Below are 14,470 nucleotides of genomic sequence, written 5' to 3' on the forward strand. Positions count from 1 at the left end.
TGCCTCTACCTTGAATCGAACAGCTTTTTTTTGCCGGAGACGCATGAAACCTCATTCTTCACGATTGCAACGCCAACTTGGCAATACTTTGACCGGACTGATCATCGGATTGGTGATCGGTCTGGGCATCGCGGTTGCGGTGGCATTGTTGATTACCAAGACCAGCACGCCTTTTACCAATAAAGGCTTGAAAACTGATAAAGCCGATCAACCCTCAGTGCAACTGCAAGATCCGAACAAACCTTTATACGGCAAAGACACGGCGCATGATATCGCCAAAGTCGCGCCGGAGACCGCACCAGCGGCAGCAGCAGTGCCGCATGCCGCGGCCAAGCCCGATGAGTTGACGGCGAATCAGTTGGCCAATAGCCAAGCGGTGAAGGCGACCGAACCGAAAGTTGCGGCACCGGCAGCAAAACCGCCGGCAGCAGCGCCGACGGCCGAAGTGAGTGATGATAAATATACGTATTCGCTGCAAGCCGGGGCCTTCAAAGAGCAAGCCGATGCCGAGAGCGCGCGCGGAAAATTAGCCTTGCTCGGTTTTGAAGCCAAGGTGACGGAAAAGACTTCGGATACCGGCACCATGTACCGGGTACGGATAGGACCATTCGGCAGTGTTGAAACAATGAACCGAACTCGTTCCAGATTGTCTGAGAATGGCGTCGATGTGGCGGTAGTAAGAACAGTGAAATAATTACCACCGGGTGTAGCCCATGCAGCGTCTGGACTTGGATTTGCTGCGGCTGTGCCTGAGTGAATGACATTTTTAAAGGAAAAATAATGCGTGTATTGAGTCAAGTGCTGCGTGGATTGTTATTACTCGGTTTGGGTTTCTTAGCCAGTGGGGCAGGCGCGAGTCCGGCCGCACCGCAAAGCGGCGTCGAGTATCGGGTATTGAGTCGTACCCAGCCCACCGAGAGTGGGAAAAAAGTTGAAGTCATCGAATTCTTCGGTTATTTCTGCCCGCACTGTAATGCTCTTGAGCCGGTGATCGCCGAGTGGGTGAAAAAGCAGGGTGACAATATCGTCTTCAAACGCGTGCACGTGAATTTTCATGGCTTGGTCACGCAACAGAAGCTGTACTTCACTTTGGAAGCGATGGGTAAAACTGAGGAATACCATGCCAAGGCATTCAATGCCTATCATGTTGAACGTAATCGTTTGCAAAGCGATGCAGATATCATGGAATTCGTTGCCAAATCGGGAATCGACAAACAGAAGTTCTCCGATATTTACAACTCTTTCGCCATCAGCAGCAAGCTCAGCCGCGCTACCCAACTGATGGAGTCGTATCAGATCGACAGCGTGCCGACCATCGCTATCGATGGCCGCTACGTTACATCTCCAGCGCAAGCGGTTTCGACCGTGACGCGGGTGAGCGAAGATCAGCAAAACCGTGCCGTGATCCAGGTATTAGACTTCCTCGTCGCCAAGGCTGCCAAAGAAAAATTATCGGCAGCACCGGCTACGGTCAAGAAGTAAGCTGAGAAGTTGAACATCGGTCCGCCAACTGGCGGACTTTTTTTTGAGTGGAGAGACCATGCAAGCAGTGTTCATCACCGGTGCCTCATCGGGAATCGGGGCCGCCTTGGCGGCAGCCTATGCCGAGCAAGGCGCCAGCCTGGGTTTGGTGGCGCGGCGTGGCGAGCAGTTGCAACAACTGCGCGCCAGTTTGGCCCATCCCGAGCGGCACTCTGTGTATGCGCTCGATGTGAATGATCACGCCGCTCTGGCGGCAGCGGCGGCAGATTTCCTGGCCAAAAGCGGCCGCGTCCAAGTTGTCATTGCCAATGCCGGTATCTCGGTCGGCACGCTGAGCGCCGAGCCGGCGGATCTGGCGGTGTTTGAACGGGTGGTGGCGACCAATTTGACGGCGACCGTGGCGACCTTCACTCCCTTCATCGCTGCCATGCAGAACTATGCCGCTGACACGCCATGCCGTCTGGTTGGTATCGCCAGTGTGGCAGGCATACGCGGTTTGCCCGGTGCCGCTGCCTACAGTGCTTCGAAGGCAGCGGTGATCAGTTATTGCGAGTCCTTGCGGGTGGAATTGAAACGCTCAGGCATTCGGGTGGTGACGCTGGCACCCGGTTATATTGATACGCCGATGACCGGGAAAAATGCCTACACCATGCCGTTTCTGATGCCGGTGCAGCGCTTTGCCACGCTGGCCTTGCAGACGATTGCCCGCGGTCGCAGTTACCGCGTGATTCCTTGGCAAATGGGGCTGGTGGCAAAATTACTGCGCCTGCTGCCGAACTGGCTCTATGATTGGGCCATGCAGAAGGCACCGCATAAGGCGCGCGCCGATGGATGATGTCACTGCTGCCACCGCTGCCACCGCTGCCACCGCTGCCACCGCTGCCACCGCTGCCATTGCGGCCGGTCTGACCGACGCGGCCGGTACGCGCCATCATCCGGTGGCGGCCCGTGACGCGCGCATTGTTTGCCTGGTGCCGTCCTTGACGGAATTGCTGTGCGATTTGGGTTTGTCCGCGGCCGTGGTCGGGCGTACCGGGTTTTGCATCCACCCGGCGGAAAAGGTGGCTTTGATTCCTAAAGTCGGCGGCACCAAAGACGTCAATATAGAAAAAATCCGTCAGTTGGCACCGACGCATTTGATCGTTAATATCGATGAAAACGAGCAGCCGACGGTGGCCTTGTTGGCGCAATTCATTCCCCACATCATCGTCACCCATCCACTGCTGCCACGCGATAATTTGGCGCTGTATCGTTTGTTCGGCGCGCTGTTTGAGGTGATGCCGGCGGCGCAGCATCTATGCGCCGAATTTGAGTTAGCGTGGGCGCGCTTGCCTGTGGCTGCACCCCGACAAACGGTGGTGTACTGCATTTGGCAAGATCCGTGGATGACGGTGTCGGCCGCCACCTATATTGCAGCGATGCTGGCGCTGATCGGTTGGGAATGCTGGACGCCAAGCGACGACACGCGGCGCTATCCGGCCTTCAGTTGGAACTCTGCCATGCTCGAACAGATCGATTTGGTCTGCCTCTCGACCGAGCCGTATCGTTTTACTGCCGTGCATGTCGATGTTCTGGAGAAGCAGCTTGGTAAGCCGGTCTTGCTTATCGATGGAGAGCGACTTTCTTGGTATGGCAGTCGCGCCATTGCCGGCCTGGGCTATCTGGGGCAGTTATGCCGTGGTGAGTCTGAATAAACTGAAAATAATTTGTCTAATATCAAATTGAATCAGTATAAATAATTTTCATAAAACTTATCTGCCGGCTAAGTTTCAACATCCTTACCACAGTCATACGGCGCGCTGCTTTGTAGCTGCTCAGCACTATGCTATCTTTTTCCTCCTGTTCGTCCATATTGAGAACGATTTTCCGACGCATGGTATCTGTGCACCATTTTGCTGCCTGATGGCCAGCCGGAATAATTTTTGCTTATACAAAAGACATAAGGCCGCGTCGTCGAAATTTGCACAAATGTGTAGCAATTTCGCGGGGCGGCATAATTTTTGTCTTCTTTTGGTGCTCTTAACGATAAAGGTATGACCATGGTGAATACATATAACGGCAAGCTGCTCTGTATCGCAGCGGCAGTCTCGTCGATTTTTGCCAGCCCAGCATGGGCCCAGCAAAGCAGTGACACAGCAACGCCGAATGCGAAGCGCTCGGATCAAATCGAAACCGTCACAGTGACGGCGCAAAAACGCAAAGAAGACGCCAGCAAAGTGCCGCTGAGTATTTCCGTCATGAAGGGTGAAGAATTGGCTGGCCAACACATCACTGACCTCAGCGATGTGACGCGGGCCGTGCCGAATGTGTCGTTTTCCGGTGCCAGCGGTTCCGGTTCCGGCTTGAGCAATATTGAAATTCGCGGCGTCAGTTCTTCGGCCGGTTCCAGCACGGTTGGCGTGTATCTCGATGATGTATCGATGACGACGCGCAATCTATACAGTTTGGGCAGCGCCGAACCGAAATTGTTTGATATCGATCGCATCGAGGTGCTGCGTGGTCCACAAGGTACTTTGTATGGTGCCAGTTCGATGGGCGGCACGCTCAAATTCATCACCAATCAGCCTGATTTGAAAGAGCGCGATGGCACGGTTTCTAGCGAATTCTCGTCGACCAAGGGTGGTGGCACCAACTATACGGTCAATGGCGTCTACAACTTGCCGCTGATTAAAGATGAACTGGCGCTGCGCATCGGTGTGCAACAGGGGCATAACAGCGGCTTTGTCGACCAAGTTTCGCCGACTACCCGCAAGGTGATCAGCAGCGGGATCAACAGTGAAGACAGTTCGGTATTACGCGCCGCTTTGAAATGGATGCCGACCCGTGATTTGGCGATTACACCTTCGGTGTTGTACCAAGAAGTGAAGTCGAAAGATATTGACGCATTTTATCTGGCCTTGCCCGGTAATCAAACCGCGAAGACCGTGCGCGAGCCGGGCACCGACAAATTGGTCGTGCCTAGTGTGACTGTCAATTACGATATGGGCTTTGCCGATCTGGTCGCGGTGTCGAGTTATTTCGCACGCGACTTTAATCGCACCCAAGACGGCACTACCGTCAACAGCGCCTACATCGGTGGCGTCATCAATGCCGCAGCAACGGCACCGGCCGGTCTCGGTGATGTGGTCGCGGGTTTGCCATCGGCGGTGTATCTCAATAATAAGGTGCGTCAGTTTTCGCAGGAAATTCGCTTGGCCTCGAAGCCGTATGATGGCAGCGCCGCGGCCTCGCCTGTGACCTGGATAGGTGGGGTATTTTATTCGAATTTGAAAACGGATGTGGTCGATAACGAGCCTGTATTCGGCATCAATACCGCATTTAAGAATGCCGGTGCCAGCATCAGCGATCCGGCCATCTTGGGTTCCGCCTTCCCGGGCGACAATTCGTATTTCAGCGCACGCCATTACAAGACCACGCAAACGGCCTTGTTTGGTGAAGCCACGTATCACTTCAGCCCAACTGTCAGTGCCACGGTCGGCGCGCGCTATTTACGCGCCACCGATTCGCTCTCGCGCGATGGTGACTTGTTCTTTGCCGGTGGCCCGACACATTCCGATGCCAGCTCAAATTTCAATGCGACGACACCGAAAATTGCTTTGTCTTGGCAAGTCGATCCGAATAACAGTGTGTATGCCAGCGCGGCTCAGGGTTTCCGCTTAGGTGGACAGAACCGCGCGATTCCGGCGGCCGTCTGTGCTGCCGATTTTAAAAATCTTAATATTACGGCGGCCCCGACTTCGTTCGATCCCGATAAATTGTGGAGCTATGAAGTCGGCAGTAAATCGCGTTTGATGGGCAATCGCGTTTCGCTCAATGTGGCGGCGTTTTACATCGATTGGAATCAGTTACAACAGGATATAGTATTACCGGGTTGCGGCTTCGATTATGAAACCAATGTCGGTAAAGCCAAGAGTTATGGCTTGGAAGTGGAAATGAAGATCAAGCCGACTTCGAATATTTTGCTTGGTTTGTCAGCCGGGTACACGAATGCGAAATTGGCCACCGATGTGCCGTCGATCGGCGCTTCCTCGGGTGATCCTATCCAAGGCGTGCCGAAATACAATGCCAGTCTGACGGGTCAGTATAATTTCGATGTCACTAACGATGTCTATGGTTTTGCGCGCGGTGCGGTGCATTGGGTAGGTGCCAGCCATGGTAGTTTGACGCATACCGATCCCGATTATTTGCGTCCGGCTTATAACACGGTCGATGCCAGTGTCGGTGCCAGTTACGGCAATTGGGAAGTTTCGTTGTTTGCAAAAAATCTGCTGAATAACGAGAAGGTGATACAACGCCCGAATGTGCAATCTGTGAATGAAGGTTATCGGGTTCGTCCGCTGACGATAGGTTTGAGTTTGAACGGAAAAATCTGATCGTTTTAATGTGACTCGGGCTGGCCCGGGTTGCTAAACAAGGCTGCGCGAACTGAGAAGTCGCGCAGCCTTGTTTCAGGCTTCAATCAATTTTTTGATGGTACTTTGCAGCATATGTTTTTGCAGTGGCTTTTCCAGAGTCCCTAAAAAATTTTGCCGCGCCAGTTGTGCCACTAAGGAAGCTGAGTACAAAACTTTCGCACCCTGGCCAGACATCAAAATCACGCCACCTTGGTACTTGCGTTCGCTGAGCTCTTTCATCATTTCAAAGCCATCAATTTCCGGCATTTGGATATCGCATAACAGTAAATCCGGTTTGCGTTCGCACCGGTCGAATTCTTGTAAACCCAGCCGGCCGCCGAGCGCGGTACTGATGTGCTTGACGCCAAGTTCGCCCAAGAGGTCAGAAACGAAGTCGATTTGAAAATCATCATCGTCGATGACCATCACATGCAGGTCTTCACAATTGAGGGGGAGTACGCTAGTCATGGCTTATCCTTTAGGGGTAGTTGGGTGCTGCCAGTTTGCAGCAAGCGCTGATCCCAGTCGGCTTTCCAGTCGACGAAGGCAGCGGCGGCCATGGGTTTGGCGATGAAGTAGCCTTGCACTTCATCGCAGCCTGAATGGGCGATCAGATCCCAATCTTGTTGTGTCTCCACGCCTTCAGCGACCAAATTGAGGCGGAATATTTTACCTAATTGTATGCTTGATCCGAGAATCGCGCGCGCCGCTTCATCATCGGTGGCACCGTTGACAAAGGCGCGATCGACCTTGAGTTCGGTGACTGGCAATTGCTTGAGATTTTCCATGGTTGAAAAGCCGGTGCCGAAGTCATCGATCGATAAGCCGAAGCCCTTGAGACGCAGACGCGTCAAAATTTCCAGACTGAGGGTGAGGTTGTCCATCAAGCGGCTCTCAGTCAATTCCAGCGTGATCTGCTTGGTTTCAATTCCCGCGCTGGTGACGATGTGTTCAAATTGTTCCGGTAAATCGGCTTGGTCGAGATCGTCCATCGAGACATTGACGGATAATTTGAAACTTTGCCCGAACTGCTGCCACAGGCCGAGCTGCTGGGCGGCTTTGCGCAGCACTTCGTGGGTCAGTTGATTGATCATGCCATGCGCTTCGAGCACCGGCACAAAACTGGCCGGACCGATGATGCCGCGCTCGGGATGACGCCAGCGTGCCAGACATTCTGCCCCGACCACATGCCAGTTAAGCACCGAGACTTTCGGTTGGTAGAAAATTTCGACGCAGCCGTTTTCCAGACCGTGTTGCAGCTCTTCGAGTGACAGCGCCGCTTCTTTTTGACACGGGATGCGTGCCGGACGCGATTGCTGTTGCTGTGCCAAGGCGAGTTCGAGCGCATCGGCTTGCAAAGGCTTTTTCAGCGCGCCGAGCAGATGCAGGCCATACGCTTTGACCAGACTCTCGGCGGCCTTGAGCAGGTTGTGGTCGACGCTACTGACCAAGATGACCGAACCTTGGAAGCCGAGTTCCGCGATTTGACGTAAGAAGGTAATACCATCCATGCCATGCAGATGTAAATCACACAGCAGCAAATCGGGTTGGTAGGTGCGTAGCATGGTCAGGGCTTGATGCCCATCCATGCACGAGATGATGCGCGTGACACCGAGTTGACGCAAAAAACTGTTGGCGATCTCGATATGATTGGCATCGTCTTCCAGTACCAGCACATGTAATTCTGCATTGGCCGCGCGGCGCCGCGCCGCGCGTATGGCTGCCGCGGAGACAATGGCTGGATCGCCTTTGGCATCGACATAGCGTTGCACGAAGTGGGCGATTTGGCTATGCCAATCGTGCAGCGAGCGCACGATTGCCAATGCTGCCGTGCCATCGGTATCGTCGTGCAGTTGTTCCAAGCGATGGCACAGATCGGCAAATTGATGCGCCCCGACGGTGCGCGCGCTCGATTTGAATTTGTGGCCGAGCGCGGCCAGCGCGAGCTGGTCGCGGCTGGCGCAGGCGGCATCGAGTTCGAGCAAGCCCTGTCGGGCCGAGTCGACGAATTTGTTGGCGAACTTAGAGATTTTTTCCGGTACCGGCCCCAGTTGTTTTTCCAGTTCGCGCAAATCGATGCAGAGATCAGGATCGATCTCGCTTTGGCGAAGCGCATCCGGACTGTCGGCGCTGCTTGCGACGGCCGGCGCATCTGACAGCCAACGCACCAGGGTCCGATACAAGATGGCCGGTTCGAAGGGCTTGGCGATGAAGTCATTCATGCCGGCCGACAGGCATTGCAGGCGGTCTTCGTCCATGGCATTGGCGGTCATGGCAATCACCGGCAGGTGGGCAAATTTTTCTTGACTGCGCAAGGCACGTGTCGCCGCTAATCCATCCATGACTGGCATTTGTATATCCATCAGTATGCCGTCGACCGTTTTTTTTGTCAGTAACTCCAGCGCTTGTTGGCCATTGCTGGCCAAGAGCACGGTGAGTCCGGCTGCTTCCAGCAATTCGGCGGCGATTTGTTGGTTGAACAGATTATCGTCAGCCACCAAGAGTGTGATGCCACCACGCTGTTTGGCCAACAGTTGTAATTCGCTCGGCTGGTATGATTCGGCTGGCGCGGGGGCCGCACAGGCAGGTGGATGGGCGGCATCCAGTTGTACTGAAAACCAGAAAATGCTGCCTTTCCCCAGTTCGCTGCTGACCCCGACTTCGCCGCCCATCAGGCGTGCGAGTTGGCGACAGATTGCCAGCCCCAGGCCGGTGCCGCCATATTTGCGGGTGGTGGAACTGTCGCCTTGTTCAAAAGTTTGGAACAGCTTGGCTTGCTGCGCCGGGCTCATGCCTATGCCGGAATCTTCGACTTCAAAGCGTACCAGGCTGGTATTGCCGAGATCTTGCACTTTGCGTACCCGCACCACGATCTCGCCATGCTCGGTGAATTTGAGCGCGTTGTTGGTGTAATTGATCAGAATTTGGCTGATGCGGTGCGGGTCGCCGTGCAGGTATTTTTCCAGCGTGGCATCGACGTCGAAACGAAAGCCGATGTCGCGGCCCGTGAGTTTGTTCCCCATCATGCTGGCCAAATCATTGAGCAAGTCTTCGAGCCGGAAGTCGAGTGCTTCGAGGGTCATTTTGCCGGCTTCGATTTTAGAAAAATCGAGTACGTCATTGACGATGTGCAGCAGATGTTGGCCTGAGAGTTGAATTTTTTTCAGGTAGTCTTTTTGTTTCGGATCGCTCGTCGCTGCCATCGCCAGATAGGTCATGCCCAGCACCCCGTTCATGGGGCTGCGAATTTCATGGCTCATGTTGGCGATGAAATTGCTCTTGGCTTCATTGGCCGCTTCGGCCAAGTGGCGCGCCTCGGCCAACTCGACGGTGCGGCTGACGACCAATTCTTCAAGGTGATGGCGATGGGTATCGAGCTCGGCTGCCAGACGTTTCTTTTCAGTGATATCTTCCTGCACCGAGACGTAATGGGTGATGCGGCCATCGGGCTGGCGCAGCGGGGTGATGATGGCGTATTGAATGATCACGCTGCCGTCGCGTCGCTGATTGTGAAATTCGCCGCGCCAGATTAATCCCTGTTTTAGCGTTTGCAACAGTGACGGAAACCAGGGATCGGGAGTGTGTTGCGAGCGGATGATGTTGGGCGTGCGGCCAATGACTTCCTCGCGCGCATAGCCGAAGGTGCGTAGAAATGATTCATTGACGTATTCGATACGTTGATGGATATCGGTAATGATCACGGTTTCCGGGCTTTGTTCCAGCGCCAGCGATAATTTGTGCAGTTGAGCATCGGCGTGGTGTCGTTCGGTGACATCTTGCACGATACCGGTTAGTCTGAGCACGCGGCCAGCGGTATTGACGGTACGGTTGCCGGGCATGGCCCAGATATGGCGGATGCTGCCGTCGGGGCGGACGATGCGATATTCAAATGGCGCAGCGAGGCTGTGATCTTTGATCGTATTTTTCTGATGCATCACGACGTTGCTAATGTCATCGGGATGGACGGTGGCCTGTATCATTTGTGCCATGTCGCCTTGGTATTGCGACAGGTCGCGCTGCCAAATCAATTCCATTTCTTTGGACCAAGTCAAACGCTTGAAATCAGGTTCCCAAACCCAGTGGCCAACATGCGCGGTTTGCTCGGCTTCGCGTAAATCCAGCTCGCTTTGGCGCAGCGCTTCTTCGGTGCGCTTGGCTTCGGAAATGTCGCGCGTAATGGCCAACAGCATTGCTTGCGTATTGGCATTTTCGTGCAAAGGCACCACATGGGTTTCCAGCCAGCGGCGCTGGCCGCGTAGGGTGACGATTTCAAATTGCAAGATGCTGCTGCCACCGGCCAGCACGGTATCGAACAAGGCTAAGAAGTCGGCCCGGTATTTGTGATCGACGAAGGCTTGCAGCGTATGAGCGCGCACTTGCTCGATCTGTTCAGCTTGCAGCATGGCCAGACCGGCAGAATTAATTTCGAGCAAATACGCCTGCCGATCGAGCACGATGACGCTGTCGGGTTCGGCTTCGAAAATGGCACGCAGTCTTTGTTCGCTCAGTTTCAGTTTGGCTTCGGCCTGGTGTTTGTATAAAGCCAGTTCCAAGCCGGTATGCAATTCGCGGTCGGTGAACGGTTTGATGATGTAGCCGAAGGCATCGGATTGTTTGACGCGCTGCAGGATGTCTGCGTCGCTTTGGGCACTTAAAAAAATGACCGGTATGCCGCACTCGGCACGAATGATATTGGCGCTGGCGATGCCGTCTTGTTCTCCGGCGAGCATGATGTCCATCAAGATGATGTCCGGTTGTAATTCCCGGGCCAGTACGGTCGCTTCTTCGCCATAGGCGGTAGCGGCAATGGCGACATAGCCGAGTAATTCGAGGCGAATTTGAATTTGCAGCGACAGCAATTCGTCGTCTTCGACGACTAATACTCTGGACTTGTGTTGGGGTAAAAGCATGCTCGCTCCACTGCACAAAGTAGGCTGTCAGATGACCGTAATGCAGAGCACGGGCCAGGCCCGACGCCATGTTGGACGTGCTGCGGGATGTGCCAGATTTTCTTGCGGTAGCTTGACAGCAAATTAAAAGAAAGTGATTTCGGAATCGTTGTTGGCGCTGCTGGCATCGGTGTTGCCATGATTGCGGTATTCATCGCTCATGGTGTAAGTCGACTGCAAGTCTGCCAACCATTGCTCGGTAGCCGGTAGCGCAATGTCACCGGCAAACGCGACGTTCGCTTGCATCTTGTTGATATCTTGACGTATCACGTCGAGTAATTGGCTGGTGCGATCTTGAAATTGCAAACTGACCAGCAGTTCTTCGATATTGCCGCGAATATGATTGCCATGAGCGCGCAAATCTTCGGCAGCACTGCCCATGGCTTCCACATGCGAGAGTACGTCGCGTACTACGGCACCCGAGACTTCCAGCACTTTGCTGTCTTGAATGGCGGCACGGTCGGCGGTCGTTAAGGCGGTTTTCATCACCTCGGCCACATTCTTGACGCGCTCGGTCATTCGTCGTCCGGTTTCGGCCGACATGTGCGAGAGCTTGCGCACCTCGCCAGCTACCACGGCAAAGCCGCGTCCATGCACGCCGACCCGGGCGGCTTCGATGGCGGCATTGATGGCCAGCAGATTGGTTTGCGCGGCAATTTGTCCAACTTCTTGGGCCATGGCATTGAGTTCATTGGTCGATTTTGCCAGATCGCGTATGCAATGCAGTAATTCGTCTTTACTTTCTATCATGTTGGAAAAAGACGACACCACCGGTGCCAGCTCTTTTTTGCAAAGTTGCAGCAAGGTGATTGTGGCGTCAGAGTTTTTTGAGCTGTCCAGATTAGCCACGCCACCAAAGCCGGCGGCATCGAATTCATTGACCATGGAAGCAAAGCTGCCGATCAATTCTTCTACTGCTGTTTGCGTTTGCTGTTTGACCGAGGCGACATGGGCATCCCAGAGCGGCAAGACGTGATGGACCAAATTCGGTAATTCCGGTGCCGGATCGTATTTGTGTACCGGACTATGCTGCTCTGTCAGGTTTTCACGCAGTCGTGCCGTATGTAGTGACCATACCAGATATATGCCGCAAAGCAGTATCAGCAAGCCAACCACGGTATTAAGCACAGTCAATGTCTGTGATAGCAGCGTCAGTGTGCCTGCTGCCAAGAGGAGCAATGCGAGCAGCAGATCGCCATGTTTACGGAAAGAAAAATTCTGCATGTTACCTATCCCAAAAGACACAGCATGAACTATTTGCAAACAAAAATGGCTGCGAAAACATATCTCGCAAGCAACCTATATTGTGGCCGAATTCAAGGAAATGCAATCTTTTTGTTAAAAGAGCATGGGTTTTTTTTCTCGACTGTGGGTGGCAGCCTTGTTGTAGTGTGCTGAAATGTGTGTTTTAGTCCACAATAAAGCCGTTAGTCGTTCTGTGATGCAATTTTTTGCGCTTTTCCGTGGGCGATGCTGCTGCTTATTTGCGGTTGGTTAACGCCACGCCGCCGATGACCAGTGCGCCACCGATGAGCATGGAAATCAAGATCGGTTCACCCAGCAATACGGCGGCGAAACTGATACCGAACACGGGCACGAGGTTGTTGAACACTGCGGTGCGGCTTGGACCAATGGCTTTGACGCCTTCGTAATACCAAACGAAGCCTAAGACCGTGCCGAAGATGCCGAGGTAGGCGAGCGCGGCAAGGTCTGGCCAAGTGATGAGGCCGCTGTCGAAGCGCGTCAATTCGGTGCTGGCACCTAAGCTGAGCAACAACAGCCCCCACAAGGCCGCGTAGGTGGTGGCGGCCAATGGCGACAATCCGGTCAGAGCGTGGCGGCCGATGATGGTATAAGCGGCCCAGGCGCAGATGGCGATGCTCATGAAGACTTCGCCGGGTCCGAAGGCTTGCGCCAGATCGTGCACGGCCGCGAGCGGATCACCGCGTGTGATGACGATGGCCGCGCCGATAAACGCTATTCCTATGCCGGCCCAGCGTTGGCCCCCCAAGCGCTCACCGAACAGGGTGGCCAGCGCGAGTGCCGTGACAATCGGGTTGACGGCAACGAACAAGGCGGTACGTCCGGCGACCATGTGTTCTAAAGCTGAGAAGAAACAAATATTGTACAAAAAGATGCCGGTGGCACCGAGGGCGAAGGTCGCTTGCATTTGCGCGCGCGTCAGTTTCGGCAAGCCGCCTTCACGTTGCCACGCCAGCGGCAACAGCACCGCGCTGGCAATGGCAAAGCGCAGCGCCGCAGCGATCATCGGTGGTATGTGGTTGGCCAGCAGGCGTCCGGCAATGAAGGTGCCACCCCAGCACATGGCGACGATGAGCAATTTGACATAGGTGAGAGTGGGAACTTTGATCACGGGAAATTTCGGAAAGGAAAGGTTTTCAAGCTTACATGAAAGCGCTGCCATTGGGACGGCGATTAGTTAGTGACAAAAAGTAAATTTTTGAGTGGACTTTGGAAAACCCGTATAAACTGAAGCTTAATTGATTAACATCAAGTTGGACTGCAACTTGTTTGACGAGGAAAATTATGCCGCCACCATTAGCCACGGAACAAATTCCCGCTGACGAGGAAAAATACGTCAGTGATTTGCGGCGACGTTTGCAAGCCAAAATTACCGCGCAATATCCGCAAGGTATCATGCGCCGCGACGCCCATCCCAAAATGCATGGTTTGGTGCGCGCGTATTTCATCGTTGAACCCGATTTGCCGGCGGCTTTACGGGTTGGTGTATTTAAGGAAAATCGTCGCTATAAAGCTTGGATACGCTTTTCCAATCAAAACGGGACGATACAGCCCGATATCAAAAGCGATATCCGTGGCATGGCGATTAAGCTGCTCGGCGTACCGGGTAAAAAATTAAGCGATACGACCGACGTCAGCGGTACCCACGATTTCATCCTCATCAGCAGCGATATCTTTGTGACCGCCAATGTGCGCGAATTTGCCGGTCTGATCAAAGCCATGACCAGCAATGTGCTTGCCATATTGTGGTATTTCGCCACGCATTGGCGGGTGGCCTACAATCTGTGGCATTCCATGCTCAAATTTGCCAACCCTTTGCACATCAGTTACTTCAGCACCACCCCCTATCTGTTCGGCGAGCAGGCGGTCAAGTATGCGGTGGTACCGAGCACGCGCACGATAGATAGCTTGCCGCATCCGGCCAAAGTGAATTTTTTGCGCGATGCGATGGTGGCGCAATTGACGCAAGAAGATGCCTTATTCGATTTTTCCGTGCAACTGCAAACCGATGCCGTGCAAATGCCGATTGAAGACCCGGGCAAGCTGTGGTCGGAGCAGTTGTCGCCATTTCGGAAAGTGGCGACGATACGGATTCCACGGCAGAGTTTCAACAGCGATATCCAGCGCCAATTCGGTGAGGATATGTCGTTTACGCCATGGCGGGCCTTGCCCGAGCACCGCCCACTGGGTGGCATCAACCGCGCGCGCCGCGTGGTGTATGAGGCGATCTCAGCGTTTCGCCACCAGCATAACCATTTGCCGCGCGAAGAGCCGCTGAGCTGGGAAATTCCCGGCTTGAATGCCGACGAGCAGCAAAACCAGAACAGCCGTTTTCAGTGGGGTAATACCACCACTTTCAAGTCGGAGGAGTAAGGCAAGTGT

General features: G+C 54.1%; 10 protein-coding genes. 6 read left to right on the top strand and 4 right to left on the bottom strand.

The features are described from left to right. Positions 1-43: 43 nt before the first annotated feature. The 5 genes from RHM61_RS06640 (at position 44) to RHM61_RS06660 (ending at position 5,855) form a co-directional block, all read left to right on the top strand. Positions 44-694, top strand: coding sequence for an SPOR domain-containing protein (locus tag RHM61_RS06640; RefSeq protein ID WP_322250343.1), 651 nt, complete (start codon positions 44-46; stop codon positions 692-694). An 86-nt stretch (positions 695-780) separates the two neighbouring features. Next, positions 781-1,482, top strand: coding sequence for a thiol:disulfide interchange protein DsbA/DsbL (locus tag RHM61_RS06645; RefSeq protein ID WP_322250344.1), 702 nt, complete (start codon positions 781-783; stop codon positions 1,480-1,482). Between the two features lie 58 nt (positions 1,483-1,540). Beyond that, complete coding sequence (locus tag RHM61_RS06650; protein ID WP_322250345.1) at positions 1,541-2,317, top strand: SDR family oxidoreductase; 777 nt, start codon at positions 1,541-1,543, stop codon at positions 2,315-2,317. Continuing rightward, on the top strand, positions 2,310-3,176 hold the full coding sequence (locus RHM61_RS06655) for a helical backbone metal receptor (protein WP_322250346.1): 867 nt from the start codon (positions 2,310-2,312) through the stop codon (positions 3,174-3,176). The genes RHM61_RS06650 and RHM61_RS06655 overlap by 8 nt, the downstream gene beginning before the upstream one ends. A gap of 345 nt (positions 3,177-3,521) precedes the next feature. Then, entirely contained in the window at positions 3,522-5,855 is a 2,334-nt protein-coding gene (locus RHM61_RS06660) for a TonB-dependent receptor (protein WP_322250347.1), read from the top strand. 75 nt (positions 5,856-5,930) lie between these two features. Here the strand turns inward: RHM61_RS06660 and RHM61_RS06665 are convergent, their stop codons facing one another. From RHM61_RS06665 to RHM61_RS06680, 4 genes are all read right to left on the bottom strand, one after another. After that, positions 5,931-6,344 (bottom strand): response regulator, encoded by a 414-nt coding sequence (locus RHM61_RS06665; protein WP_322250348.1) that lies wholly within the window; start codon positions 6,342-6,344, stop codon positions 5,931-5,933. After that, positions 6,341-10,786 carry an EAL domain-containing protein gene (locus tag RHM61_RS06670; RefSeq protein WP_322250349.1) on the bottom strand — a complete coding sequence of 1,482 codons (4,446 nt, stop codon included), beginning with the start codon at positions 10,784-10,786 and terminating at the stop codon, positions 6,341-6,343. Before RHM61_RS06670 ends, RHM61_RS06665 begins: the two co-directional genes overlap by 4 nt. A gap of 123 nt (positions 10,787-10,909) precedes the next feature. Further along, entirely contained in the window at positions 10,910-12,049 is a 1,140-nt protein-coding gene (locus RHM61_RS06675) for a methyl-accepting chemotaxis protein (RefSeq protein WP_322250350.1), read from the bottom strand. Positions 12,050-12,305: 256 nt separating this feature from the next. Further along, the gene (locus tag RHM61_RS06680) at positions 12,306-13,151 is read right to left on the bottom strand and encodes a DMT family transporter (RefSeq protein ID WP_322251051.1); all 846 of its coding nucleotides are present in this window, start codon (positions 13,149-13,151) and stop codon (positions 12,306-12,308) included. Positions 13,152-13,372: 221 nt separating this feature from the next. On the opposite strand from RHM61_RS06680, the gene RHM61_RS06685 reads away from it, so the two are divergent. Next, positions 13,373-14,461 (top strand): catalase family protein, encoded by a 1,089-nt coding sequence (locus RHM61_RS06685; RefSeq protein WP_322250351.1) that lies wholly within the window; start codon positions 13,373-13,375, stop codon positions 14,459-14,461. The last annotated feature ends 9 nt before the right edge of the window (positions 14,462-14,470 follow it).

Source organism: Undibacterium sp. CCC3.4 (assembly GCF_034347425.1).
GTDB lineage: Bacteria > Pseudomonadota > Gammaproteobacteria > Burkholderiales > Burkholderiaceae_D > Undibacterium.